Here is a 25,357-nt window from a genome sequence, read left to right as displayed (position 1 = left end):
TTGATCTATTCGCTCTTTGCCAACTCATAAATGGCTTGTGCATAAATAGCCGTAGCCTTTAGTAAATCTTCAATATACATATATTCATCCTTTTGATGGGCAATGTCAGGTCTTCCTGGAAATAACGGACCAAACGCAACCCCTGCCTTTAATGAACGTGCATAGGTACCTCCACCAATGGCAATTAATTCAGCCTTTTCACCAGTTTGCTCTTCATAGACCTTTTTCAAGGTTTGAATGAGAAACTCACTTTCATCCACATGATGTGGTTTAGAGTCCGAGAAATTTTCAAGGGAGAAACCTTCTTTTTGTAAAAGCTCTTCTAATTTAGCTTTGGTTTCTTCCATCTTATTTGTAACAGGATATCTGCATGTCATTCCAATTCTTCCATTTGTATCTTTGGAGTAAGAAAGTTTACCAGGGTTGATCGTTAGGTCTCCAGAAATGTCGTCGGAATAAGCAACACCAAGATTCACACCTCGTGAATCCTCAAAGAAATAGCGTGATACAAATTTAAAATAATGAGATGCCTTTGCATCTACATTTAATTTAGACAGAAATTCTGCTAAAAACAAACCGGCATTTTTCCCATTTCTCGGCTCCATTCCATGGGCTGAAATACCTTTAACTTCTAAGTGAAGTTCCCCGTCTTCCAGTTGATGACTGTGCTCCAATTCGTATTTTGTCATGAAATCAGTAAATTGACGGACCATTTCTTCTTCGTATTCCTTTACAAGGATGGTCGCTTTTGCTAAATCAGGAACCATATTGTATCTCTTCCCAGAAACAAAATTCTCCACTTCAATCATTGCTTCATTCATATCAACTGAATATTTCTTTTGAACAATATCAAAATCGGCTATTCCCTTTTCCGCATTGATAATAGGAAAATCCGCATCTGGCGCAAATCCCAGTGTCGGCATTTCTTCATGCTTAAAATAATGGTCTACACAACGCCAATTGCTTTCTTCATCCGTTCCAATTATCATTCGAACACGTTTACTCAATGGCAAACCTAATTCTTTTACAATTTTCATTGCATAATAAGCAGCCATTGTCGGCCCCTTATCATCCAGTGCACCACGGGCAAAAATTTTACCGTCTCTGATTTCAGCACCAAATGGGTCACTTGTCCAGCCATCTCCCTCAGGAACTACATCCACATGGCAAAGAATACCTAACAATTTTTCTCCTGAGCCAAACTCCAAATGTCCTGCTAAATTGCCTACATTTTTCGGTATAAAACCGTCCCTTTTCCCAAGGTTAAGCATAAAGTCTAATGCTTCCTTTACTCCTTTTCCAAGTGGTGCTTCAGGTGATGTATTTTCTTCATCTAGCAGGCTTTTAATATGTAATAATCCCTGTGTGTCTTTAATTAGTTCTTCTTTTCTTTTTTCTACTTCGTTCATCCAATTAATCTGTGTCAATGATTTTTACCCCCTCTATACTACTTCTTTTACAATATCATTTTTGCAAATATCTTAGCAATTTTGCTTTTTAAAAAGAAGTCCGTTTCTTCTCAACGTGTTATTCAAGAATAAATTATACATTTTTACTAAAAATTCAAAAAACTTAGCATAAACCCAGCTATATTCACCATACCTTAGAGTATAAAATAAATTAGGAGGTAGAAAAAAAGACGATTATTGTAAATTTTTGATGATATTTTTGTAAACTTTACTATAGTGGTAGAAATTTTCAGAAATTATGGGTACAATAAACTTAGATGTATGACATCTAAGTCTCACTACTCCAAAAAAAAGGAGATGTCTGCGCGGAAAAGAAACTACATATGATTGAAGAGCAATCTTCAAAGAGGCTGTCGGTAGCAGGGTATTGCCATAGGTTTGAAAAAAGGATAGGGAGTGGTTCTTTGAAACCTTCGACTAACCGGATGTTAAACCGCATCAAATGTATCTACATGTTTATTCGCAATAAAGGCACTGTTTCAACGCAGGAACTTGTAGAGGAATTTGGTATCACTCCTCGCACCATACAACGAGATTTAAATGTCTTAGCCTATAATGACTTGGTAATTAGCCCAAGCCGCGGAAAATGGACTACAACAGAGAAGAAAGTGAAGATGTCATCTTAATTAAGTGAAACCATAGAAAATTAATCTAGGAAGCACACGAGGTCATCGTGTGCTTTTATTTGTTTAGAATACAATTTTTTTATCCTACTATAGAGAATATCCAATGAAGTTCGCTAAATTTAATTGACAGTTTTGATAAATATGATATATTAATATAAAATTCTTTAGCGCTTAAAAGCGTTTATGTAAAAAAGATTGGTAGGTTCATCATGGAGAATAATCAGCAGAACTTAAAGAAGGGTCTCTTACCGAGGCATGTTCAATTTATTGCCTTGGCAGGGATGATTGGAACAGGGATTTTTAAAGGCAGCTCTGACACATTAAATATTGCTGGACCTAGTGTTGTGTTTACCTATTTAATGGGCGGCTTACTATTATTTATCGTTATGGCAGCTTTAGGGGAAATGGCTGTTGCGTTTCCTAATTTCAATGTTCAGCATTTAGTTAATAAAGCGTTCGGTTTTCGCATTTCCTTTATCGTGGGTTGGCTCTATTGGATTAACTGGATCCTTGTTACGGTAGTTGAGTTACTGGCGGCCGGTAGTTTCCTTCAATTTTGGTTTCCAGAAACCTCATTATGGCTATTAAGTTTACTTTGTGCATTTGTCATTATTGGCATTAATTTATTTCAAGTAAAGTATTATGGAGAAATGGAATTCTGGTTTGCTGGGATTAAGATTCTTGCATTAGTGGCCTTTATCGTTCTAGGATTCTTACTTTTACTTGGTTTCATTCCTAGTGATGTTGAAAACCCTATCTCAAACTACACTGGGCACGGAGGATTTTTCCCTCACGGAATCAGCGGAATGATGAGTGCCTTTTTAGTCGTCATGTTTTCATACGGCGGTGCTGAATTAATAGGGGTAGCAGTTACTGAAACCAAAGACGCGGATAAAGTATTGCCAAAAATTATTAAAGGTGCGGTATGGCGAGTTATCATTTTTTACGTTCTACCGATTCTTATTATTTGTGGAATTATGCCTTGGGATAAGGTCTCTAGCGTCGATAGTCCATTTGTACAAGTCTTCAGTATTACTGGGTTACCAGGAGCTGCTCACATAATGAACTTCGTCCTAATGACTGCAGTACTTTCAGCAGCCAATTCAGGGATATATGCTACATCTAGGACATTATTTTCAATGGCCCAAAGTGGAGTTGCACCAAAAGGCTTGGCCAAAACATCTAAAAAGGGGATTCCTTTAGTAGGAATCATGATCACAACTGTGTGTATATTGGCTGGAGTGTATTTAGCCTATATGACACCAAGTAAAATCATTAATTACTTAATGACGATTCCTGGTTTTACCATTATGTTAATTTGGATTTGTATTTGTGCAGCACAATTGAAGCTCCGTCCTTCGTACAAAGAAAAACCACATTTTCAGGTTAAAGGGTTTCCGTACACAACGATTTTCGCTATTGTCAGCTTAAGTGTTATTTTTATTGGGTTCTTAACAAGTCCAAGCAACCTGATTGGTTCGTCCGTAGCATTGGCGACAGTAGGCGTGTTAATTGTTCTTTCCTTATTGGTTAGGAAAAATGGTTCCAAGTAATATAAAAAAGTGATACCCGAACAATTTGGGTATCACTTTTTTATATTACAGATTTACTTTGTTTCATCAGACTCTACAAATAGTCTAAGTGCTGTCAGCTTATTTTCCCAGAATAATTCAAAATACTGCAGCCAATCTTTTAATTCCATTAAAGGTTCAGGCTCGAGCTTATACCGAGTTTCTCTGCCGACTTTCCGTTCTTTAACCAGCCCTGCGTCTGCTAATACGCGCAAATGCTTAGATACAGCCGTACGGCTTATTGGAAATTGATCACTGATTGCGGTAACAGGCATCTCTTGGTTGCTAAGAAGCTTCAATAAACTCCGGCGGGTTGGATCAGCAATCGCTTGAAAAACATCATGCTTTGCAGAAGCAGCTACCATTTACGCCTCAACATATGCTTGTAATTTTTTAACGAGCCCTGCCCAGCCTTGATTCATGTTGTCTCTAATTGGTGTATGTGGAGCTCCAAACTCTGTAACCTTATTAACATCCCAACCGCCATGGATAAGTGTTAACTCTGTTTTATCTTCTAAAGACTTTAGTTCAAACGTTAATGTCCAGTCCTTACCCCAATTAAAAGAGAGGCTATTTGGCGGATCTACATGTGTTACCTTACAAGGAGACATGCCAAATTGTCCAGCATTAATATGAAATTCATGCCCTTCTTCAGCCTTTAGATCATTGGGCATGAACCAGCTAGAAAGCCCTTCTGCGGTAGCTACTGCATTCCAAACTTTATCAATTGGTACATTGTAAACTTCCGTGTATTTGATATCTTCTAATTTTGGTTGTGCTTCGTTTGTCATTAGATTTCCTCCTAAAATTGGGCTATTTTTAATGTTTCATTTATTGGTTGTTTTTAATACGAAACCATTTGGTTACATATCAAATAATATAACACCTTTTGGTTTCACGTCAAGTCCTAATAAAAAAGGTGGCTCTACTTTTTGTAAAGACACCTTAAACAAATGGATTATTGGTTATAAAGGAGCGCCTGAGCAATTCCAACGAAGTATTCTGATTCGCGAATAATATGATTTAAAACAACCTTTGCAGTTGGGTTACTACTGACTGCTGCGCTGTGTGTTTTAATTTGCTCACAAAGTTTTATAAATGATAGACTCTGATCTAAACAATAAGAAACCAACTGAAGCACATGCTGATACAATTGGTCTGAAACCTGATAGCCCGAACGAATGACTGTTTCTATATAACGAACCACCTGCTGATGTGTTTCTCCCAGGGCAGATTCCCATTTTTTTAGCGCATCAACAAATTCCGGCTCTAATCCGGATACTAGCTCTCGAATCACAACCGTATGCTCCTCTTCCTGGTGCTTCCAAAATTCCGCTTCATCCAAGATCCGTAACGGCATTTGCTGCCCATAATAAAATTGCATAGACATCCCCCCATACTTAATTCACTTCAATGTATGGGATAAGCTGTTAAAATATGCTAGAGGTTTTACTACCTATTTTCTTTAAGCTATGAATGATACAATATTCTTCAAATAGAGTACTTTCGAGGTAGTTATATGTTAAATTTCCAATACTTACGAAGGATCGCTTTAAAAAGAGAGGAAATTCACTCTTTTAATAAATATCCTTTTAAACTAACAGCTATAAAGAATCTTGATGAGCTCGTGTTTCATCCTAATGTTACGTTCCTTATTGGTGAAAATGGAATGGGTAAATCCACTTTATTGGAGGCAATTGCAGTTGCATTAGGGTTTAATCCAGAAGGTGGATCCTTTAATTTTAATTTCTCCACTTATGATTCTCACTCTTCGTTAGCTGACCATTTGAAGGTAATCAAAGGTGTAGAGAAACCTCAAGATGGATTTTTCCTTAGAGCTGAAAGTTTTTATAATGTAGCTTCAAACATTGAAGAACTCGATAAGGGAGGCGGCGGTCGTAAGGTCATTGATTCTTTCGGAGGTGTTTCCCTTCATGAGCAATCACATGGTGAGGCCTTCTTTGCTACGTTTCTTCATCGGTTTAGGGGAAATGGCATCTATATTTTAGATGAACCTGAAGCGGCCCTCTCCCCTTTACGGCAGATGTCGATGTTAACTAGAATCCATGATTTAGTCAATGAACATTCCCAGTTTATCATTGCTACCCATTCACCGATTATCATGGCCTATCCCCATGCAAAAATCTTTGAATTTACAGATGAGGGTTTAATAGAAAGTAAGCTTGAAGAAACCAACCATTACAGGATTATGAAACAGTTCTTTGACGATAAAAATCGTATGCTTCACCATCTGCTAGATGATTAAAACGCAAAAAGCTCGGTAATCCCGAGCTTTTTTGTTACACCATGTTTTTCCCATAAAAAATTTCATCCATTTCCAACTTGAGTCTTTCAGTGATTTCAATATGCTCATCAGGGGATAATTTATCTTTTGTATAGCCAAACAAATAATTGTTTAAATCGAAATCCCTCAACTTACATTTTGTATGAAAAATGTTTTCCTGATAAACGTTTACGTCGATCATATCGAATAACTCCCCGACATCTTCAGGAATGTAATTCTGAATGGAGTTGATTTCATGGTCAATAAAAAGCTTATGCCCCGTTTTATCCCGAGTAAATCCACGCACCCGGTAATCAATGGTCATAACATCCGTTTCGAATGCACGGATTAAATAGTGAAGGGCCTTAAGGGGTGATATCTCTCCACACGTTGAAACATCGATATCCGCTCTAAAGGTACTAATTCCTTCATCAGGATGGAATTCAGGGTATGTATGAACCGTAATATGACTCTTATCTAGCTGCATCACCACGGATTCCGGTAGTGGCCCCGGTGATTCCTCGAATGATTCAGAAGGAGCATTGGTAACAGGTCCCTCGGAAACCAATAACGTTACACTCGCTCCTGCAGGTTCAAAATCCTGGCTAGCTACATTTAACACATGGGCACCAATGATATCGGAAACATGCTTTAAAATAGACTCCAGCCTCTCTCCACTATATTGTTCATCAATATAATTCAAATAGGCTTCGCGCTCTTCTTTTGTTCTTGTATAACAAATATCATACATATTAAAGCTTAGTGACTTCGTCAAATTATTAAAGCCGTGCAATTCAATTGCCTGCTCGTGCGTAAGTCTCATAGCAATTCCCCCTTGTAAGAAAATATCATTCGCAAGTAAATATTATTAAGATACCCATTGTTATACCCAGTTACTTATTTTTCAAAAACTTTTTAACCTTGATAATTCTTCCCTTCATGTAAACAATAATCGAAGGACTTTCTTAAGAGGTGAAAAGATGAAAAAAAAGTTTTGTCTTATATTGATTTTCCTATTATTACTTCCTAACCTAGCAATAGCGAAACCTGAACCGGAAAAGGTAAAAGTGGCATTTGTTAGAGATGGCTTTCTTTGGACGAAAATGAATGGCAGGGAAGAAAAAATCACGAACAGGCCTACCAAATATAGCGAGCCACCCCAATGGTCACACGATGGAAAGTGGATTGTTTATGGTGTTGAACCAAAAGAGAAACTTAGTCAGAACTTAGAGTCCCAAACAGAAATCTGGGTATATAGTTTGGAGACAAGAAAACATAAACGGATTACTTATGACGGTTCGAATCCAAAATGGTCACCGGTTGAGAATATTCTTGCCTTTAAAAGTGGTGGTGTCTTAAATGTCTCCAACCTTGATCAGTTTTATAATATTGCGTTAGGTGTGGGTGATTACAACTGGTTCCCCGATGGTAGTGCATTTATTACCGCCTCAGGTGCTTCTCTAAGACCCGATGGCTGGACAAACCCCGTTCTTTATAAAATTGGGCTTGATAAAGATTTTACAAAAATCACGAGTCTAACAAAAAATGTGAAAAAATTCTACACCATACCAAGTGAATTAAAAAAAGGGAATGTTAGCTTACTTGCCATTGATGCAACTAATTTTCAATTTTCACCTGATGGAAAGTGGATTTCTTTTATGGTCAGCCCTACTGCTTCCTGGTCAATGGACAGCAATATGATGTGTGTGATCTCATTTGATGGACAAACCTTTGAGGTTTTAGATGAAATTATTTGGGAAGTAAACTCTCCTAAGTGGGCGTTCCACCAAAATCGGTTAGGCTATATTGCGGGTGGAGGAAGAATTGTTATGGGATTTAAGAATAAAAAAATGAAGGTCACAGAACTTCCGGCATTCAAGTCAATCAGCTTAACTCCCCCTCACTTTGCCGAGTTAGGTTTTACATGGAGAGATGACCAGTCAGTAGTTGTCTCAAGGGTTAAAGAAAGTGAATGGTCAAACGATCCTAAATTGAGACCGGATCCTTCATTATTTTTAATAAAAATGGGAGAGCAACCACAATTGCAATTGACCCACCCTCCAAAGGGGTTTGGTGATTACTACCCTAATTATCTTCCTTCTGTCCGTAAATTAACCTGGGTTAGGAAAAAGGATTTAGCAGAAATGCAACGAGATTTGTGGATTGCTGATGCAAATGGGGAAAATGCTCGGGTATGGATTAAAAATGTGGGTGGGTATGATATTTATCAAGGAAAATAGATGATTATAGGCCTCCTTTTCTTGTGAAGGTGGCCTCTTTTTTGTGAAAAATTCATTTATCGACCACTTTTAGAGATTTATCAACCACTCAGCAAACATAGACTTCCATTTTTTACAACTTAAGCATTGACAAAATGAATATTCAGAATATATATTACTTTTAGAAGTAATTTTTTTCCTCTAGAGAGTAATTAAAAGAAATGAGGATTACCTATGGATCATTTAAAACTGAATGTTGAGTTATTACGAAAACGTGTGCCAAATCTTACGGTTGCAGCTGCTTCGGTTGGATTACGCCCAGCCACCGTTTCTAACCTTTGCACCGGGAAAATTCCGTTGGCACGAGCTGAAGTCCGGACCCTTGTCACTCTGGCTGAACTTGCAGAATGCACCGTAGATGATTTAATCATCCGGGGATCAGATGCTGAGATGCTAGAAACCGGGATTAAAATCATTGATCTTTTTGCCCCTTTAACCCGCGGAGGAACTATTGGATTTGTTGCTAGACCAGGAATGGGCCAGCTTGTCGTTTTGGCTGAGATATTTCATAGAATGAATCTTCAGGGCTTTGATACATTCTTCTTACAACCAAAAGAAGAGGCCATTGGATTAAGTGATGTAATCAATGAAACAAAATTTATCTGTCACTCTGTCCAGGAAGCTTTCGAAAAAGTGGTGAACATGTCCAAACAAACCATCTTTCTCGCTGCGGATCGGCAAATGGTTTTAACCGGAGAAATTTACGACCTCATTGAAAAATTAAAAGATGCAGGTGTCACTCCCACTACTTTGTTAGTCGACTTACGAGGCGAAGCAGTAGATGAACAAGACCCCTTTGGACCATTAGATACCCTGTTACAATTTGATGCAGAGCTGGTTTCTAGAAAAATTTATCCTGCAATCAATCCTCTTTACTCTACTTCCGTTTTAATTGAGGGAGCAACTCTGTCCAAAGTACATTTGTATACACAGCAGCAGGCAAAAAAGGTTCTGCGCCGTTATCGTGAATTAAGGTTCCTAGGAATGGAGCGAATTCCTGCATCAGAGCGAGAGACTTATCAGAAAGGACTTCGTCTCGAGGCGTATTTTACACAACCATTTTTAATAACAGAGGCTTTTACAAAGAAAAAAGGAGTTTCAGTATCAACTAAAGAGACGATTTCTGATGTCCAACGAATCTTAAAAGGGGAAATGGATGATATAGATGTGGAGACTCTTTTCTATATGGGTGAATAGGAGGAATGAAGAATGTCAACCTATCAAACTGGATATGCGGAAATTAATGGAGCTACACTTTTTTATGAGATAAAAGGAGAAGGTCGACCCGTTTTATTACTGCATGGATTTCCTCTTGATTCAAGAATGTGGGATGATCAATTCGAGGAATTCTCAAAGTACTATCGAGTTATTCGCTTTGATTATGCTGGCTGTGGAAAGTCTAGTCACCACGATGAAGATTTTTCTCTAGTAGAAGATGCTAAAAATTTATTGTTCTACCTAGGCGTGGCAAAAGTGGATCTTGTCGGCCTTTCAGTTGGCGGGAATTTAGCAATGGACTTTACCTTAGCCTATCCGGAGATGGTCGATAAACTGATTGTCGCTTCCTCAGGTTTGTTAGGTTGGAGTGATTACTCCCTAGAAAGACAAACTTATAATAAAGAAGTGAATGAGCTATTTCAGAAGGAGTCCCTTGAAGCAGCAGTTGAGCTAATGTCCAAAGCATGGGTCGCAGGTCCTTTTCGGTCTATCGATGAAATCAATCCAGCAATTATAGAGAAATATGCTGCCATGTTGACAGGGAATTTAACAAGAGAGAATGGTACGGGTAAAATGATTTTACCTAAGACGAAAACAATGGAATTAGTTGGAAACATAACTGTTCCAACGTTGATCATCTCTCCTGATATCGATTTCCCTGATTTCAGTGCAATTTCAAAGTTCCTTCATGAAAGGATTACGGACTCACAGTTAGTTGTGATTCCAGGTACTGCACACATGATGAATATGGAAAAACCATTGGAGTTCAACCAGCTTGTAGTGGAGTTTTTAAACAGGACGCTGCTTCGCTCATAAACCATTCGAATTCGCTCATAAAATATAAAATCCGCTCATATCCCATAATAATTCGCTCATTAACAGCTAAAATTCGCTCATTGCCCCAACAATTTTTAAAATAAATAGAAAAAGCAGCTCATGCAAAGCTGCTTTTTCTCTATTTCACCTGATAATTCATCAACAAATCGATTTCTTCGTCGGTTAATTCCCGGTATTCTCCCAACTCAAGGGTCTCGTCTAATGCAAGTGGTCCCATGGAAATACGTTGGAGGTATACGACTCTTTTTCCTACCGCTTCGAACATTCTTTTTACTTGATGAAATTTCCCTTCGGTGATTGTTAACTCTATATCGGAACGAATTCCAGATTTCAATATTTTCAATTCACCAGGCTTTGTTTCGTAGCCGTCATCCAATGTTACACCATGAGCAAATGCTTTAATATCCGCTTCTTTTACTTCTCCTTCAATCACAGCAAAATATGTCTTTGGAACATGTTTTTTCGGGGCAAGTAATCGATGTGCCAATTGTCCATCATTGGTGATTAACAATAAGCCTTCTGTATCCTTGTCCAATCTTCCAACAGGAAACGGCTCATACACTTGGTCTTCAAGCTCCAATAGATCAATGACTGTTTCTGTATTATTATCCTCAGTTGCCGATAAAACCCCTTGAGGCTTGTTCATCATTAAATAGATAAATTCCCTGTATTCAATAACCTCACCGTTCAACGTGACGGTTTGTTTTTCCGGGTCAACATGCTGTTTTGCATCTTTGACCACCATATCATCTACTTTAACTGAGCCGCTTTTTAGAAGCTGCTTTACTTCTTTTCGGCTTCCGTAGCCAAGATTAGCTAGCATTTTATCAATCCTCAAGCTGTACCCCTCCTTTTTGGCAATTTTAACTTTGTCATTAAACGATCAAGCCTGGTACCAAATAGGCGGCTGGCAAGGCCTGATTTTAAGCCTAAGTAAAAATAAATGGATGCCCCTACTCCCGCACTAACCAAGATGATCACTATTGATTGACCCTTTGATGCTGGGGAGAGGAATAATAACATCAGCTTATAAATTAACTCCGTACCAACCCACATGAGTCCAGCAAATATCATAATCAGTAAACTCCTTCGCCAAACAAGACGGAATGGGTAACGAGAATACCTTTTTATAACGATGAGATTGATAATTATGGCCGCTAGGTACCCAAGTGTGGTAGCGAGTACAGCCCCTTTTGTTTCCATCATTTTTATTAAAGGAATGTTCAACGATAATTTTATTAATAATCCTACAAGCAGACTTAAGATCGTAAATCGTTGTTCATTAATTCCTTGTAAAATGGCAGCAGTAACTGAGTAAAGTGAAAATAGAATCGCAACCGGCGCATAGGCTCTTAGTACTTCTGCTCCAATTAAATCATGCTGATAAAAGACAGTGTATATAGGCTCAGCCAGCAAGGAAAGACCAATTGAAGCTGGGAGCGTTAAGAATAATAAGACCTGAAAGGTTTGGTTTAATTGACGATTCATACCTTTACTGTCATTCTCAACAAATGCCCTCGTGATACTAGGAACTAAGGTTAGTGAAAAAGCAGTCGCTAGTGATACTGGGATGATGACAATCTTATGCGACTCGAAATTCAACATGGAGAAGAAAGCTTCAGCGACTTTTGTCGATTTCCCAATCTCCTTCATTGCAATTGAAAATGTAAATTGATCTATAGCCTGGAATAATGGATTCGCAATGCCCACTAAAACAAATGGGAAGGCAGAGATAAAGATTTCTTTATAAATTTCTTTTATCGAGATATCCATCGTACCCTTATCATGTTCAAGCAACTCATCTAAATACGGCTTTCTTTTAAACCAATACCAAAATAGAACGGCAAGTCCACCAATAGCTCCAATAAAAGCAGCAAAGGTAGCTACACTAACGGCTGTTACCATTTTGCCATGGAAAATATTCAAAACTGCATAAGCACCTAATAGAGTAAATAGGATTCGGACAATTTGTTCTACTACTTGAGAGAGTGCCGATGGTCCCATCGATTGATGGCCCTGAAAATAGCCTCTAATCAAACTCATAAACGGAACAACGATTAAAGCAAAGCTAACTGCTCTCATAACGGTTGTGACATCTTTTAAATTCGCTTTTTCACCTTGTGTACTCATTTCAGCTAATGTAGGTGAGGCAAGATACATGGCTAAAAAGGCAACAAATCCAGTGATGAGCATAATCATTAATCCAGATTTAAAAAGCTTTCTGCCAACAGCATATTCTTCAAGCGCATTGTATTTAGAAATAAATTTGGAGACCGCTAACGGTACTCCTGCTGTAGCGACACTAATAAAAATGGTATAAGGAACGTAAGAAAATTGATAAAGGACCGTCCCTTGACGACCGACAATTTGAAAGAATGGAATAACGTAAATTAATCCGAGAATTTTGGAAAGTATTGTTCCAAAGGTTAATATAAATGTTCCTCTTAAAAGCTTAGACTGCATAAAATCCCTTCCTACCCGAAGAAATACGTGCGTGTTTTCACAAAGTACATGTCGACTTTTTTTGCACACTATTAGTAGTTTACAACTCTTTTCCCTTCGATGCTACTAACAAATCAAGTTAATTTTATTAAAATCCCGCCTATTTGTTTTAATTCGTCAAGAAATGTTTATAATGAAATGACATGAAATCTTTGAATGAATATAAAGTTGGTGTAATTATGGAATATGATGTGATTGTCATCGGCGGGGGCCCATCCGGTTTAATGGCTGCCATTGCCGCTGGTGAAAAAGGCGCGAAAGTACTTTTAATAGATAAAGGCGACAAGCTTGGGCGAAAGCTTGCTATTTCTGGAGGCGGACGCTGTAATGTTACGAATCGCCTGCCTGTTGAAGAAATCATTAAGCACTTACCCGGAAATGGCAAGTTTTTATACAGTGCTTTTTCCATCTTCAGTAATGAAGATATCATTAGATTTTTTGAAAAGCTAGGAATCGAATTAAAGGAAGAAGACCATGGGCGTATGTTCCCTGTTTCCGACAAAGCACAATCGGTCGTGGAGGCACTTTTACATCAATTGGAAAAGCTCAATGTAAAAGTGTTCAAAAATAGCCCTGTAAAGGATCTCGTTTATGAAGATGGTCAGGTATCCGCTGTCTTGTTAAAGGATGGCCAACATCTTTCAGCCAAATCCGTTGTGATTGCTGTTGGCGGAAAGTCTGTTCCCCATACAGGTTCCACAGGCGATGGGTATGCTTGGGCGGAAAAAGCGGGGCATACCATTACAGAACTGTTTCCTACTGAGGTACCTGTTACGTCCAACGAACCTTTTATCAAAAATAAATCGCTGCAGGGTTTATCTTTACGGGACATTGACTTAAGCGTCTTAAATCCAAAAGGGAAACCGCTCATCTCTCATCGAATGGACATGCTGTTCACTCACTTTGGCGTTAGCGGCCCCGCTGTATTACGTTGCAGTCAATTTGTAGTAAAAGCGATGAAGAAATGGAACTTAAAAGAGGTTACCATGAGTCTAGATGCTCTACCCGATAAAAAGGAAGAAGAGATTTTTCAAGAAATCACTAAACTAGTAAAAAGCGAACCTAAAAAGAGTATTAAAAATACACTAAAAGGGTTGCTTCCTGAACGGTATTTACTATTTCTCTTAGAACAAAATAGCATCGACCCATCCGAGCAGGGTGGTACCATTTCTAATGAAAAAATCAGAAGTTTTTCTAAAAGCTGTAAGCAATTTCTCATTAAGGTAAATGGAACTCTTCCACTTGAAAAAGCCTTTGTAACCGGTGGTGGGGTCTCAGTCAAGGAAATTGAACCGCAAACCATGGGGTCAAGGCTAATGAACGGCTTATATTTTTGCGGGGAAATTCTTGATATTCACGGGTATACAGGTGGCTATAATATAACTTCAGCCCTCGTAACCGGAAGACTCGCTGGGACTAACGCCGCCCTCTTCGCAAAAACTAGTTATCATTGAATATAAGAGCAAAAGAATCCTATTAAGTAACTTTTCATTGCTTACTAATAGGGTTCTTTTTTTGGGATTACTTATGTACCCAGATTTTCAGCACTAGCGCTTTTCAGTTTCTTTTTAAATAGAAGCCCTAGTAATAACAAAATTATAGGCACACCAACGCTGATAGACATCGCGAGCATGACCCAGTAGGTCTCAATATAACTGATGGCCCGGTGGTGATCAAGTACCACCCAATACCCAAAAGCACTTAGTACAAAGCTCACGGGAATAATGGTTCGATTGAACTTTTTTATACCAAATATTTGTTGAACGGAAATCGTTGCACAATAAAAGGTCATAATGATTTGAGTAATAGACGAAAGAGCAAAGAAGGCAATCATAATCATTTCATACCGATGGATAAACAACCCGATCTCTGCACTTCTTGCCATTTGCATACAGGAAATAATGTACTGCCCAGCTACTTCTGCCGATAAAACACCTGACTCAAGAATCGGCCACAAGACAACGAAGGCTCCCCCTAAGAGAATGCCATATGCTCCCGATTTACTCCATGTTTTATTTTCTTTTACTTTCGGTAAAATAATCGCGGCCATCATGGTGGCCATTGCCCAGTCTGTATTATTATGCCGGCTTGCCCAAACATCTGGAATCACCCCAGCATCAAAAATAGGTAACAGTTCCTTGATATCGAAATCAGACATAGACCCAATAATTATTAAATTATTGAGCAGTAAAATGGAAAAAACACCGATAAGGGCCATTCTTCCGATGACCTCAATTCCATGATATAGAGCAAAAACAGCAATCACCATGCCTGCTAAAATAAATAAGAACGTGGGGGCTTCAGGCAAGAAATAATCTTTAAGATGGTAAACAAATGTGGTAAATACCGCCCCAGCTGCACCTACAAAAAAGAAGAAGAGAAGTAAACTAATTATTTTCCCAAACCATTTACCTAATAGTACTTCACTTTGTTCAATTATATTGAGGCTTGGAGTTTTGCGTATTAGATATACCGTTACTAGCATCATTAAACAACCCTGGAGGGTAGAAAATAATGTAGAAATCCACATATCCCCACCTACCTCTCGGGCAATCGATCCTTGTGTTAAACCAATGGCTTTTGCATATACCATATTAATTATGAGTGCCATAAAAATTCCATTTGAAATCTGTACTTTCATTTAGTTCTTCACACTTCCTGGCTTTGTCTGTTTTTTTAATAAAACAGTATCATTTATTGTTGCTTTCGTATGAACCTCAACTGCTACTGTCGGAAAAATCGTTTCCCAACTGGGCCCAATTTTCCGCCATTCTACCGGATATTTATTGTTAAACACTTTTCCAAGTTCAAGGAAATCAGATTTAAATTCAATCTGGGCTTTTTTTACAATCTTCTCGAACTCTTTTTTCTTTTCTTTCTCTATCATTTTTTCTAGTGCTTTTACCTTGTCTCTTTCCTCTAACGCAAAGGGACAAGCTGCCTCCACTACACTTCCCTTGGTTTGGTAAGATATCTTAAATGACGGATTATTATTTTGATAAGAAGGAGTCACACTGAATTTCTGGTTCTTTAATTCCACTGTCATTTTTTTACTTTTATCATCGGGGCAAGACAGGATATGTACACCTGTATCAATTGGTTCAATAAAAGGAATCATCCCTCTCACTTCCACAGGCTTTAACGTTCCTACAAGCTTATCTTCCCGAAAGATACCCGCCCCTGCTAATTCAACCTGATTGTAGGAACCGGCCTGCCCCGCCTTTTTATTGGATACACCCCGTTTTACAAAATGGACTCTTGCCAATATCGGTTGAGTACTTTCATTTAGATAGGCAGACTGCAAATCAATCATTTGTGTCCGTGGCGCTTGCACTGAAATAGGGGTATACCTAAATAACTTATCTAACGCTTCTCCTGGAACCACTTCTAATCCCGTCATTGTGCTCACTACTTGGTTTGCCGGATTTGGTGTGACAACAACCCAAGTTCTCATCCTAAGTTCTGGATTTCGTGTAAAGAAATCAATAATGTCACTTATTCCTTCCTTTGCCAGGTCTTCATTAATAACAATAATGAGATTATGAGCCCAGAATACCCTTCGACTGGAAAATGTGGATAAGTTTCGTATGGCTTGAAAAATCGTTTCACCTTCTGCGGAAGCAGACCAAATAGGATCTCCTGTTTGCCCTGAAGGAGCCCCTGTGGAACCTCTTGCATCTGCTGGTCTTGCAATCTGAGTGGTTACTTTTATAGTTCCTTCTTTCTCTCCTTTATCTAGACCTACTGCCATAACTAGTGCTAGATCGCTTAATTCTCTTTTTCCTGTTTTACAACCGCTCAATAGTAATAAACAAGATAAAAAGAGAATGATATATTTAGGAAACACTTATCGTTCACTCCTTTTTCGATAGGTTTTTCCGTTAACCTTCATTATTGTTGTTTTCTTGTGGATTTTTAGGTTTTTGACTATCACTAGCACGTTGTCTTTGCTTTGCCAGGTGTGGCAGTCTTTCCATTGACCACCACGGAAACCTTATAATCATATCCTTCTGATCAGAAGGCTGAAAAGGAGTGGCCGGAGCTAGATATGACTCCCCAAAGGACCTTAAAGATAACGCGTGAATAGCGATAAGAGAAAAAACAACTGAAAATCCTAACAAACCTAATGTTCCTGAAGCAATTAATAAAGGAAATCTGACTAGCCTTATGGAAAAGGAGGCTGCATAATTCGGCATAACAAATGAAGCAATACCAGTAATTGCAACGATAATAACCATAAAGGGAGAAACCAAACCGGCTTGTACGGCTGCTTGTCCAATGACTAGAGAACCAACGATACTCACGGCCTGACCTACAGGTTTAGGCATCCTTAGCCCTGCCTCCCGCATCAGTTCAAAACTTATTTCCATGATGAGCGCCTCTATTAAGACAGGGAATGGAACTACTTCTCTCCCAGACGCAATCGTTAACGCTAAAGCTGTTGGAATCATTTCTTGATGAAAGCTTACCAACATAACGTAAATAGACGTTAGGACAAGACTGATAATGAAAGCAAAATAACGAATGAGACGAAAGAATGAACCAGCCATGTACCTAGAATAATAATCATCACTTGCCTGTAAAAATTGCCAAAAATAAGTTGGGACGATTAACACAAAAGGGGAATTATCAACAAAGATCGCTACTCTACCCTCTAAAATAGACGCTGCCACCTTATCAGGGCGTTCCGTGCTCTGCACGGTAGTGAACGGAGAAAGTGGCGCATCCTCTATTAATTCCGATATATAGCCCGAGTCGATAATTCCATCAATATCAATATTTTCCAATCTCTTCATGACCTCTTCAACCAAGCCCTTTTTTACAGTCCCTCGATGGTAGGCAATGTTAAGGGTGGTCTTAGATGACTTTCCAACTACAGTCGATTTAATAGAAAGAAGAGGATCCTTTATTCTCCTTCTAACGAGAGCAGTATTTGTGCGCAAGTTTTCAGTAAAGCCATCTCTAGGACCAATAACTACTTGCTCTGTCTGTGGTTCGCTGACAGCTCTGTCCGCCCAACCTCTAGTCGAAACAAGGATGGCTTGATCACATCTTTCAATAATAAATACGGAATCACCCGATAAAATGGCATCAATTACATCTGCTACCTTTGAAATTAATTTAACACTGTGTGCATGAAGAATATGCTTATTGATTTTATCCGGAAGATTCGTATAAAGAGTATTTATATCCATGTCTCTTAATAATCGCGGTGCCTGATAAATAAAGGAATCAATGACGGAGCCAATGATATTGGTGTTTACTAAACCGTCAATATAAAAACAAACAATGGCTATGTTCTTTTTCTGATGAAAAAAAAATTCCCGTACAATTAAATCTCCATTATCAGTGAGAATCTTTTGGATTAATAATTTATTTTCCTCGTAATTTGCTGTTAATTCTTTTTTCAGATGCTGATCTAGATTATTTTCCATTACTTTACCCTCTCCGTGTAATGAACATTTGAATCTACTCTCTTTATATCCAAACCACTTAGAAAATAACCCCTACTAAGGTATGAATGATGTTTAGGCCGTCGACAATAACATTGAGGTGTTTGCAATGGATTTTTATCATTTTTGGCTATACCAATATGTGATAAACACGATATGGTTTTTATGGATAATTGTTGGTGTCGTGATAGTATTAAACTTTTCGGGGCCAGTGATTATTTGGCTAGTGATGACAGGCAAGGGAAAATCCAAAAAGAAACAAAAAGAAAAACCTAGTCTTAAACAATAAACTTGTTTAAGCTAGGTTTTACATTTCATATAAAGAGAGTTTCATGGTCACGAGCGATAGATAATCATCGCTGAAAAGCAATAAATTTGTTCTTCCTCTTCCTCTTCTGTCATCGCAGCCACATTATATTTAATATCGAGCAGACTTTGCTCATCAATCCCTCGTAAGAAATGATTCATTTCCTTTTCTAAATCCTTTTCATGCTCCCGGTCAAATAACTTTACCTGAATCACAGTACTCTCCCTCTCCTTTTTTACTATCATTATTACCATTTATCTGAATTTTTAAAATTAAGGTCTTTAAAAATTTAAGTTTATATTAAGGTTTAACTTGTAAACTCCTAAATGTAAGACATTTGAAAGAGGAAAGGAGCACTACAATTGGATAAAAAACAAAAAATCTCATGGAGTGTTAGCTTTGGTAGTTTAGCTTTAGTGGCAGGCATGGTGTCCTATCTGGGATTATCAAATGGAGATCAAGCAAACAATTCACTAGCATTAAATCAGGGGCAACCTTCTAACAATAATTCCAATCAGCAGTCAGAAGATAATTTTAATTCTCAAACGCCTGAGGAATCAAATCAAGGGTTTACTCATTCTTTTCACAGGGATCGTTCATCGCAATTTAATCAAAATGATCAAGATACTACTAATAGTTTTGATGATAGCAATCAAAACAATGATGACCAATTCTTCGATAATAGTAATCAGCAAGATCAATTCTCAAATGGTGGCAGTCCTGAGATAGGCCATCATGGCGGATTTGATACTACAACTGGTGGAACCTGATGTACTCCTATCGATTCAACTCTATGAGTACGATTGTTCAAATTTCTATCAATCATGAACTGTTTGCAAATGATATGATGCCCATCTATAAACTATTTGAATTAATAGAGTCGACGTGCAGCCGGTTTCGTGAAGATAGTGAACTTTGTCAGCTAAATCAGCAGGTAGGAAAAGAAGTCACGATTTCTAGTGAAATGTTGTCCATTCTTACCGATGCCTTTCGTTTCTATGAGGAAACAAAAGGCATCTTTAATCCTTGTGTATTAACGTCACTAGAGGACAATGGTTATGCTAGATCGATTGAATATATTAAAGGGCAGGTAGTCGTACCAAACCTCTCAGCTGTTGTAACTACACCTCGATCACCATTTTCTCTTAACAAAGAGCAGCAAACAGTCACACTTCATGCCAAAATTGATTTAGGCGGGATTGCTAAAGGCTGGGTCATCGATCGTGCCGCTGAACTCTTGGAAAAAATGGGCTATGGTTTTATTAATGTGGGTGGAGACATTCGGATTTTTGGAGAATTACCACGACCATTAAACATAGGAATTGAAAGTCCTTTTGAAGAAAAACAAATGATTTCCTCTATTCAGGTGACCAGTGGTGCGATAGCAACCTCCACCTCTATGAAAAGAAAGTGGATTGTAAATGGCGAGTGGAAACACCACCTGATTGATACACGAACGGGTCAGCCATCAGAGAGTAAGATTTTATCTGCGACTATTTCCGCTCCAACCGCTGTAGAAGCTGATGTATGGGCAAAAACCGTCCTCCTTTTAGGAGAAGCGCAAGGTAAAGAGTGGATTAAAGATAAAGGCACGCAAGCAGTTTTAATAAATAAGAAAAGTGAAATTTGGAAGGGAGGAAACGAATCATATGGAAATGTTTGAGTGGTATATGATTAGAGCGACTGGAACGGTGTCTTATTTGCTACTTTACCTTTCTGTCATTCTCGGACTGTATTCTCAGGTTCAAAAAAAGAGAAAACAAAAAGTTACCGTTTCCTTGTTTTTACATGAAGCGCTTTCCAATTGGGCAATGATTCTTGTCTTAGGCCATGTTGGTTTTTTACTCATTGACTCATATATTTCCTTTCAATGGATTGAAGTATTAACACCTTTTAATACAGACTATAAGCCTCTGTCAATGGCAATGGGGACAGTGTCATTGTATTTTTTAATTATGACAATCGTCACCTCAAAAGCACGAAAAAAGATTGGCTATCAAAAATGGCGCAAATTACACGCCTTGAATCCGATACTCTACATTTTTGTGACACTGCATGGACTATTCATCGGTACAGATTTCCAAGGGGTTGTCCTTTTAGTCATTAATATACTTCCAGCTCTTATAATAGGTAGCTTGGCTTTTAAAGATAAGCAAACTTTTGAAGGAACTCATTGAGACAATAAAAAAGCCGATTCTCAAAAGGACGAATCGGTTTTTTGTTTATTACTTTGTTTCGCCTGTCCAGTTAAGCATACCGCCAACCATGTTACGCACTTTATATCCTTGTTCATGCAAATAATGGCAGACATTCCCACTACGGGCACTAGAGCGGCAAATCATAATATATTCTTTATCCTTATCAAAGTAATCAAGGTTTGCAGGAATATCGCCCATACGAATATGCTTTGCCCCTGGGATCATTCCTCCTGCTACTTCCTCATCTTCTCTTACATCAACAAGTTCAACCTTTTCCCCTGCTTCCAGCTTCTTCTGTAATTCTTCAGGTGTAATGATTTTAATTTCTTCCATGTCATTCATCCCCTTTTTTAGAGTTAAGAGGCTTACTCCGTTCGCTTTGGAGGCAGCCTCTTTATTAAATTTAGTTTGCTACAATATTTACAAGTTTACCCGGAACGGTAATCACCTTGCGAATGGTTTTTCCTTCGATTTGCTCTTTCACTCGATCATCATCCATCGCAATTCCTTCCAATGCTTCCTTACTTGCATCAGTTGGTACCATAAGTTTTGTTTTCACCTTACCATTTACCTGGATGACAATTTCTACTTCGTTATCTACTAGCTTAGCTTCATCATAGGCTGGCCATGCCTCATACGAAATGGTTCCTCCGCTATGACCAAGCTTTTCCCAAAGTTCTTCCGCGATATGTGGAGCAACCGGTGATAGCATTTTAACAAAGCCCTCCATATAATCCTTCGGAAGCACAGTTGCTTTGTAGGCTTCATTGATGAATACCATCATTTGTGAAATAGCAGTATTGAAACGTAAGCCCTCGTAATCCTCAGTTACTTTTTTAACGGTTTGATGATAAACCTTTTCTAAATTAGACGCTTCTTCATTTGGCTGGACTTTTGGATTTAATTCTCCGTTCTCTTCTACCATTAAACGCCAAATACGGTCAAGGAAACGACGTGAACCGTCTAAACCATTCGTTGACCACGCAATCGATGCATCAAGTGGTCCCATAAACATTTCATATAAGCGAAGTGTATCAGCACCATGGCTGCTTACAATATCATCAGGATTCACAACATTTCCTTTTGATTTACTCATTTTTTCATTGTTTTCGCCTAAGATCATGCCCTGGTTAAATAACTTTTGGAATGGTTCTTTTGTTGGAACCACACCGATGTCATACAAAAACTTATGCCAGAAGCGTGCATAAAGCAAATGAAGTACAGCATGCTCGGCCCCACCAATGTAGATATCAACAGGAAGCCAGTGGTTTAACTTCTCTTCTGAAGCTAGTGCCTGATCATTTTTAGGATCAATATATCGTAAGTAATACCAGCAACTGCCTGCCCATTGTGGCATTGTGTTTGTTTCGCGGCGACCTTTTTTACCTGTTTCAGGGTCAACCACATTTACCCAATCCTCAATATTGGCTAATGGGGATTCTCCTGTTCCAGATGGTTTGATATCTTTAGTCTTTGGTAATGTCAATGGAAGCTGATCTTCCGGAACTGCGGACATTGTGCCATCTTCCCAGTGGATAATTGGAATCGGCTCACCCCAATAACGCTGACGGCTGAACAACCAATCGCGTAAACGGAAGGTTACCTTCTTTGTTCCAATTCCTTTTTCTTCTAACCAAGCAATCATTTTAGAAATGGCTTCTTCTTTGTTTAAACCATTTAAGAACTCAGAATTGATATGTTCACCGTCACCAGTGTACGCTTCTTTCTCCACATCGCCGCCTGCTACTACTGGTTTAATTGTTAAATTGAACTCTTTCGCGAATTCAAAATCACGCTCGTCATGTGCAGGGACTGCCATAATCGCACCTGTTCCATAGCTTACTAAAACATAATCCGCGATCCAAATTGGCATTTTTTCACCATTCGCTGGGTTGATCGCATAGGCACCAGTGAAGACACCCGTTTTTTCCTTTGCAAGGTCGGTACGCTCAAGGTCACTCTTCGTTTTTACCTTATCTAAGTATGCCTCCACTGCCACACGCTGTTCTGCTGTTGTAATTTTATCTACAAAGGAATGCTCTGGAGCTAGAACTGCATAGGTTGCACCGAACAATGTATCTGGACGAGTGGTGAAAACAGTAAACGTTTCTTCGTGTCCATCAATTTGGAAGTTTACTTCAGCGCCTTCAGAACGTCCGATCCAGTTGCGTTGCATTTCTTTCAAGCTTTCTGGCCAATCAAGTTCTTCAAGGTCTTCTAATAAGCGGTCACCGTAAGCGGTGATTTTTAACATCCACTGCTTCATTGGGCGGCGTTCCACTGGATGACCTCCACGTTCACTCTTACCATCGATGACTTCTTCATTAGCCAATACGGTTCCAAGTGCAGGACACCAGTTTACGGCTACTTCATCAATATAGGCTAAGCCTTTTTCGTAAAGCTGTAAGAAAATCCATTGTGTCCATTTATAGTATTCAGGATCTGTAGTATTCACTTCGCGGTCCCAATCATAGGAGAAACCTAATGCTTTGATTTGTCGGCGGAAGGTATCGATATTTTTTGTCGTAAATTCGGCCGGATCGTTCCCTGTATCCAATGCGTATTGTTCTGCTGGCAAACCAAATGCATCCCATCCCATTGGGTGAAGTACATTATAGCCTTGCATCCGCTTTAAGCGTGAAAGAATATCAGTTGCTGTGTACCCTTCAGGGTGTCCAACGTGTAGGCCAGCACCTGATGGATATGGAAACATATCTAACGCGTAGAATTTGCGTTTATCATACTCTTCACTTGTTTTGAAAGTCTTTTCTTCTTCCCATTTCTTTTGCCATTTCTTTTCGATTTGTTGATGATCGAAACTCATTGTCAGTTCCTCCTAAAAAAAAATAAAAAATCCCCTCATCCCAAAAGGGACGAGAGGATTGTATGTATCTTCCCGCGGTACCACCCACATTAGTGCTCATGCACTCACTTCATTCATCCTTAACGCGGAATACGGCAAACATTACTGTTCCTTCATGTTTGCAACTCAAAGGCGAGTTCATGATGTACCCGGTTGACTTTCACCAGCCGTCAACTCTCTTCTTACGGGTATGGACCACTACTACTCCTAGTCACTGTCTTTTCAATATAAAGTATTACGGTTATTGTATTAAATTTATCATAAGTATGCAAGTAAACATAGCCTAATTTCAGAATTGACCAAACCCCAAAGCTTTAAACCTCAACAAAAACAAAAGACAAAGGAAAATTGGTCCTTTGTCTTACTGTCCGTGTGGAATGGACAAACACCTACATCTGTCCACGGATGGTGCCTGACACCATTTTCGTTTTTAGACTACGGTCATAGATTAAAGTGGTTAAGATTGCGATGATGAATAATCCTATAAGGACGATGAATAGGGCTGAGATATCGTAGATGTCTACGATTATCCCCCCAAGCAGAGGTCCAATCATCCTTCCGCCGGTTGCAGTGCTGTTGACGATTCCTTGATAGAAGCCTTCGCGTCCTTTTGGTGCAAGGTTAAAGGCAACAGTCGGTACAGCAGGCCAGATAAACATTTCTCCGATTGTTAAGATAATCATCGCAACTAAAAGTCCAGAAAAAGCATTTGCTTTTCCTGCAACAATAAACGAAACGATAAAAATACCAATCCCGATAAGCATTTGAAGCTTCAGTGAGGATGATAGGCGCTTCAATACCCCATTTAAGAGTGGCTGCCCTAAAACGATAATGGCACCATTTATTGTCCATAACAAGCTATATTGGCTTAACGAAATGTTGATTTCCTGTGTATAAGAAGAAATCGTTGTTGACCACTGAACATATGCAACCCAGCAAAGTAAATACCCTATGCACAGGATTAACAATGCTTGCAAATTATTTCTGTTTTTTACAACTGATCCATCTGTGTCACTTGTTATTGGCTTAGCAGATGCTGTTGAGATTCCTTTATAACCAAACACAGCAATGAGAAGAAAAATGATATACATGATGGTATTAGCAAGGAAGATGAGCTGGAAGGAATAATCTGCCACAATCCCTCCAAGGGCAGCTCCGACTGCTACACCAAGGTTTTGAGCCACATATATGGCATTAAAGGCTTTTCGACCACCTTCTACCCACACAGTTCCCGCCATCGCATACATCGCTGGAAAGACAACTCCAGAACCAAAGCCAATGATGGTTAAAAACACAATATATGCCGGCCAGCCATGCCAAAACGTCAGGCCGATCAGCGCAGCGAGCGTAATACCAATTCCTAAAATGATAGATTTATAGCCGCCTATTTTGTCAAATAGACTGCCGCCATAAAGGTTTCCGATGACACTGGCTGCCGAGTTCAGCATCAAGACAACACCAGCAACGGATAAGGATTTACCTAAATGATCGTGAATATAGATTGTATTTAAAGGCCATAAAAAAGAAGAGCCTGTTACATTCACTGCCATCCCGATGATTAAGAGCCATAAGGCACGTGGCATGAAAAACGCTCCTTTACAATTAGCTATTATTTCAATTCCCAAAGAAATATATTATTCCTTTTTCGGAGGAAGTGCAATTATTTTTCATTGCCAGCTCCGGGTAAATGTTCGTTATATTTCTAGTCAATTCACTGAATTTCGATAGATTCCGCCAAAGTTGAGATTTA

24 protein-coding genes and 1 other annotated feature are annotated in these 25,357 nt (G+C 38.8%); of the genes, 10 read left to right on the top strand and 14 right to left on the bottom strand.

Annotation, left to right across the window (positions count from 1 at the left end):
* Positions 1 to 5: 5 nt before the first annotated feature.
* Positions 6 to 1,427 carry a dipeptidase PepV gene (pepV, locus tag ABES03_RS01520; RefSeq protein WP_430114539.1) on the bottom strand — a complete coding sequence of 474 codons (1,422 nt, stop codon included), beginning with the start codon at positions 1,425 to 1,427 and terminating at the stop codon, positions 6 to 8.
* A 446-nt stretch (positions 1,428 to 1,873) separates the two neighbouring features.
* On the opposite strand from pepV, the gene ABES03_RS01515 reads away from it, so the two are divergent.
* Positions 1,874 to 2,095 carry a DeoR family transcriptional regulator gene (locus ABES03_RS01515; protein WP_307286019.1) on the top strand — a complete coding sequence of 74 codons (222 nt, stop codon included), beginning with the start codon at positions 1,874 to 1,876 and terminating at the stop codon, positions 2,093 to 2,095.
* A 209-nt stretch (positions 2,096 to 2,304) separates the two neighbouring features.
* Positions 2,305 to 3,648 carry an amino acid permease gene (locus ABES03_RS01510; protein WP_430114538.1) on the top strand — a complete coding sequence of 448 codons (1,344 nt, stop codon included), beginning with the start codon at positions 2,305 to 2,307 and terminating at the stop codon, positions 3,646 to 3,648.
* 53 nt (positions 3,649 to 3,701) lie between these two features.
* Here the strand turns inward: ABES03_RS01510 and ABES03_RS01505 are convergent, their stop codons facing one another.
* From ABES03_RS01505 to ABES03_RS01495, 3 genes are all read right to left on the bottom strand, one after another.
* Complete coding sequence (locus ABES03_RS01505) at positions 3,702 to 4,031, bottom strand: ArsR/SmtB family transcription factor (protein ID WP_430114537.1); 330 nt, start codon at positions 4,029 to 4,031, stop codon at positions 3,702 to 3,704.
* On the bottom strand, positions 4,032 to 4,457 hold the full coding sequence (locus ABES03_RS01500) for an SRPBCC family protein (protein ID WP_430114536.1): 426 nt from the start codon (positions 4,455 to 4,457) through the stop codon (positions 4,032 to 4,034). It abuts the gene before it with no gap.
* Between the two features lie 167 nt (positions 4,458 to 4,624).
* The gene (locus tag ABES03_RS01495; protein ID WP_430114535.1) at positions 4,625 to 5,050 is read right to left on the bottom strand and encodes a DUF2935 domain-containing protein; all 426 of its coding nucleotides are present in this window, start codon (positions 5,048 to 5,050) and stop codon (positions 4,625 to 4,627) included.
* A gap of 135 nt (positions 5,051 to 5,185) precedes the next feature.
* On the opposite strand from ABES03_RS01495, the gene ABES03_RS01490 reads away from it, so the two are divergent.
* Entirely contained in the window at positions 5,186 to 5,932 is a 747-nt protein-coding gene (locus ABES03_RS01490; RefSeq protein WP_430114534.1) for an AAA family ATPase, read from the top strand.
* 34 nt (positions 5,933 to 5,966) lie between these two features.
* Here ABES03_RS01490 and speD read toward each other — a convergent pair whose 3' ends face one another.
* The gene (gene speD / locus ABES03_RS01485; protein ID WP_430114533.1) at positions 5,967 to 6,773 is read right to left on the bottom strand and encodes an adenosylmethionine decarboxylase; all 807 of its coding nucleotides are present in this window, start codon (positions 6,771 to 6,773) and stop codon (positions 5,967 to 5,969) included.
* A 157-nt stretch (positions 6,774 to 6,930) separates the two neighbouring features.
* Here speD and ABES03_RS01480 point away from each other — a divergent pair, with 157 nt between their 5' ends.
* From ABES03_RS01480 to ABES03_RS01470, 3 genes are all read left to right on the top strand, one after another.
* Positions 6,931 to 8,190: a TolB family protein gene (locus tag ABES03_RS01480; RefSeq protein ID WP_430114530.1), complete on the top strand. Its 1,260-nt coding sequence runs from the start codon at positions 6,931 to 6,933 to the stop codon at positions 8,188 to 8,190.
* A gap of 213 nt (positions 8,191 to 8,403) precedes the next feature.
* On the top strand, positions 8,404 to 9,426 hold the full coding sequence (locus ABES03_RS01475) for a hypothetical protein (protein WP_430114528.1): 1,023 nt from the start codon (positions 8,404 to 8,406) through the stop codon (positions 9,424 to 9,426).
* A gap of 12 nt (positions 9,427 to 9,438) precedes the next feature.
* Complete coding sequence (locus ABES03_RS01470; protein ID WP_430114527.1) at positions 9,439 to 10,263, top strand: alpha/beta fold hydrolase; 825 nt, start codon at positions 9,439 to 9,441, stop codon at positions 10,261 to 10,263.
* 139 nt (positions 10,264 to 10,402) lie between these two features.
* Here ABES03_RS01470 and ABES03_RS01465 read toward each other — a convergent pair whose 3' ends face one another.
* Both ABES03_RS01465 and ABES03_RS01460 read right to left on the bottom strand, forming a co-directional pair.
* Positions 10,403 to 11,122, bottom strand: a complete 720-nt coding sequence (locus ABES03_RS01465) for a pseudouridine synthase (RefSeq protein ID WP_430114525.1) — start codon at positions 11,120 to 11,122, stop codon at positions 10,403 to 10,405.
* Positions 11,119 to 12,747: a putative polysaccharide biosynthesis protein gene (locus tag ABES03_RS01460; protein ID WP_430114524.1), complete on the bottom strand. Its 1,629-nt coding sequence runs from the start codon at positions 12,745 to 12,747 to the stop codon at positions 11,119 to 11,121. Before ABES03_RS01460 ends, ABES03_RS01465 begins: the two co-directional genes overlap by 4 nt.
* 218 nt (positions 12,748 to 12,965) lie before the next feature.
* Between ABES03_RS01460 and ABES03_RS01455 the strand changes: the two genes are divergently transcribed.
* Positions 12,966 to 14,240: an NAD(P)/FAD-dependent oxidoreductase gene (locus ABES03_RS01455; RefSeq protein ID WP_430114574.1), complete on the top strand. Its 1,275-nt coding sequence runs from the start codon at positions 12,966 to 12,968 to the stop codon at positions 14,238 to 14,240.
* A 71-nt stretch (positions 14,241 to 14,311) separates the two neighbouring features.
* Here ABES03_RS01455 and ABES03_RS01450 read toward each other — a convergent pair whose 3' ends face one another.
* From ABES03_RS01450 to ABES03_RS01435, 4 genes are all read right to left on the bottom strand, one after another.
* Complete coding sequence (locus ABES03_RS01450) at positions 14,312 to 15,427, bottom strand: GerAB/ArcD/ProY family transporter (RefSeq protein WP_430114523.1); 1,116 nt, start codon at positions 15,425 to 15,427, stop codon at positions 14,312 to 14,314.
* The gene (locus tag ABES03_RS01445) at positions 15,428 to 16,633 is read right to left on the bottom strand and encodes a Ger(x)C family spore germination protein (RefSeq protein ID WP_430114521.1); all 1,206 of its coding nucleotides are present in this window, start codon (positions 16,631 to 16,633) and stop codon (positions 15,428 to 15,430) included.
* Positions 16,634 to 16,667: 34 nt separating this feature from the next.
* Positions 16,668 to 18,221 (bottom strand): spore germination protein, encoded by a 1,554-nt coding sequence (locus ABES03_RS01440; protein WP_430114520.1) that lies wholly within the window; start codon positions 18,219 to 18,221, stop codon positions 16,668 to 16,670.
* A 354-nt stretch (positions 18,222 to 18,575) separates the two neighbouring features.
* Complete coding sequence (locus ABES03_RS01435; protein WP_430114519.1) at positions 18,576 to 18,761, bottom strand: sporulation protein Cse60; 186 nt, start codon at positions 18,759 to 18,761, stop codon at positions 18,576 to 18,578.
* A gap of 147 nt (positions 18,762 to 18,908) precedes the next feature.
* Between ABES03_RS01435 and ABES03_RS01430 the strand changes: the two genes are divergently transcribed.
* The 3 genes from ABES03_RS01430 to ABES03_RS01420 are packed head-to-tail and all read left to right on the top strand — an operon-like array spanning position 18,909 to position 20,723.
* Positions 18,909 to 19,316 (top strand): hypothetical protein, encoded by a 408-nt coding sequence (locus ABES03_RS01430; RefSeq protein WP_430114517.1) that lies wholly within the window; start codon positions 18,909 to 18,911, stop codon positions 19,314 to 19,316.
* Complete coding sequence (locus ABES03_RS01425; protein WP_430114515.1) at positions 19,316 to 20,209, top strand: FAD:protein FMN transferase; 894 nt, start codon at positions 19,316 to 19,318, stop codon at positions 20,207 to 20,209. Before ABES03_RS01430 ends, ABES03_RS01425 begins: the two co-directional genes overlap by 1 nt.
* Positions 20,196 to 20,723: a ferric reductase-like transmembrane domain-containing protein gene (locus ABES03_RS01420; protein WP_430114514.1), complete on the top strand. Its 528-nt coding sequence runs from the start codon at positions 20,196 to 20,198 to the stop codon at positions 20,721 to 20,723. Before ABES03_RS01425 ends, ABES03_RS01420 begins: the two co-directional genes overlap by 14 nt.
* A gap of 48 nt (positions 20,724 to 20,771) precedes the next feature.
* Here ABES03_RS01420 and ABES03_RS01415 read toward each other — a convergent pair whose 3' ends face one another.
* The 3 genes from ABES03_RS01415 to ABES03_RS01405 form a co-directional block, all read right to left on the bottom strand.
* Positions 20,772 to 21,077, bottom strand: coding sequence for a rhodanese-like domain-containing protein (locus ABES03_RS01415; RefSeq protein WP_335529979.1), 306 nt, complete (start codon positions 21,075 to 21,077; stop codon positions 20,772 to 20,774).
* A 70-nt stretch (positions 21,078 to 21,147) separates the two neighbouring features.
* Positions 21,148 to 23,568 carry a leucine--tRNA ligase gene (gene leuS / locus ABES03_RS01410; RefSeq protein WP_430114513.1) on the bottom strand — a complete coding sequence of 807 codons (2,421 nt, stop codon included), beginning with the start codon at positions 23,566 to 23,568 and terminating at the stop codon, positions 21,148 to 21,150.
* Between the two features lie 42 nt (positions 23,569 to 23,610).
* Positions 23,611 to 23,831 (bottom strand) — a binding site (T-box leader).
* Between the two features lie 165 nt (positions 23,832 to 23,996).
* Positions 23,997 to 25,190 (bottom strand): MDR family MFS transporter, encoded by a 1,194-nt coding sequence (locus ABES03_RS01405; RefSeq protein ID WP_430114511.1) that lies wholly within the window; start codon positions 25,188 to 25,190, stop codon positions 23,997 to 23,999.
* Positions 25,191 to 25,357 lie beyond the last annotated feature (167 nt).

This window comes from Neobacillus rhizosphaerae (assembly GCF_050477885.1).
Lineage (GTDB): Bacteria > Bacillota > Bacilli > Bacillales > Cytobacillaceae > Neobacillus > Neobacillus rhizosphaerae_A.
This window is presented reverse-complemented; position numbering and strand designations above follow the sequence as displayed.

Bases quoted from the DNA above. Each gene is read 5' to 3' on its own strand.
- ABES03_RS01510 (WP_430114538.1), top strand. From the start codon at position 2,305: ATGGAGAATAATCAGCAGAACTTAAAGAAGGGTCTCTTACCGAGGCAT.
- ABES03_RS01505 (WP_430114537.1), bottom strand. From the start codon at position 4,031: ATGGTAGCTGCTTCTGCAAAGCATGATGTTTTTCAAGCGATTGCTGAT.
- ABES03_RS01500 (WP_430114536.1), bottom strand. From the start codon at position 4,457: ATGACAAACGAAGCACAACCAAAATTAGAAGATATCAAATACACGGAA.
- ABES03_RS01495 (WP_430114535.1), bottom strand. From the start codon at position 5,050: ATGCAATTTTATTATGGGCAGCAAATGCCGTTACGGATCTTGGATGAA.
- ABES03_RS01490 (WP_430114534.1), top strand. From the start codon at position 5,186: ATGTTAAATTTCCAATACTTACGAAGGATCGCTTTAAAAAGAGAGGAA.
- speD (WP_430114533.1), bottom strand. From the start codon at position 6,773: ATGAGACTTACGCACGAGCAGGCAATTGAATTGCACGGCTTTAATAAT.
- ABES03_RS01480 (WP_430114530.1), top strand. From the start codon at position 6,931: ATGAAAAAAAAGTTTTGTCTTATATTGATTTTCCTATTATTACTTCCT.
- ABES03_RS01475 (WP_430114528.1), top strand. From the start codon at position 8,404: ATGGATCATTTAAAACTGAATGTTGAGTTATTACGAAAACGTGTGCCA.
- ABES03_RS01470 (WP_430114527.1), top strand. From the start codon at position 9,439: ATGTCAACCTATCAAACTGGATATGCGGAAATTAATGGAGCTACACTT.
- ABES03_RS01460 (WP_430114524.1), bottom strand. From the start codon at position 12,747: ATGCAGTCTAAGCTTTTAAGAGGAACATTTATATTAACCTTTGGAACA.
- ABES03_RS01455 (WP_430114574.1), top strand. From the start codon at position 12,966: ATGGAATATGATGTGATTGTCATCGGCGGGGGCCCATCCGGTTTAATG.
- ABES03_RS01450 (WP_430114523.1), bottom strand. From the start codon at position 15,427: ATGAAAGTACAGATTTCAAATGGAATTTTTATGGCACTCATAATTAAT.
- ABES03_RS01440 (WP_430114520.1), bottom strand. From the start codon at position 18,221: ATGGAAAATAATCTAGATCAGCATCTGAAAAAAGAATTAACAGCAAAT.
- ABES03_RS01425 (WP_430114515.1), top strand. From the start codon at position 19,316: ATGTACTCCTATCGATTCAACTCTATGAGTACGATTGTTCAAATTTCT.
- ABES03_RS01420 (WP_430114514.1), top strand. From the start codon at position 20,196: ATGGAAATGTTTGAGTGGTATATGATTAGAGCGACTGGAACGGTGTCT.
- ABES03_RS01415 (WP_335529979.1), bottom strand. From the start codon at position 21,077: ATGGAAGAAATTAAAATCATTACACCTGAAGAATTACAGAAGAAGCTG.
- leuS (WP_430114513.1), bottom strand. From the start codon at position 23,568: ATGAGTTTCGATCATCAACAAATCGAAAAGAAATGGCAAAAGAAATGG.
- ABES03_RS01405 (WP_430114511.1), bottom strand. From the start codon at position 25,190: ATGCCACGTGCCTTATGGCTCTTAATCATCGGGATGGCAGTGAATGTA.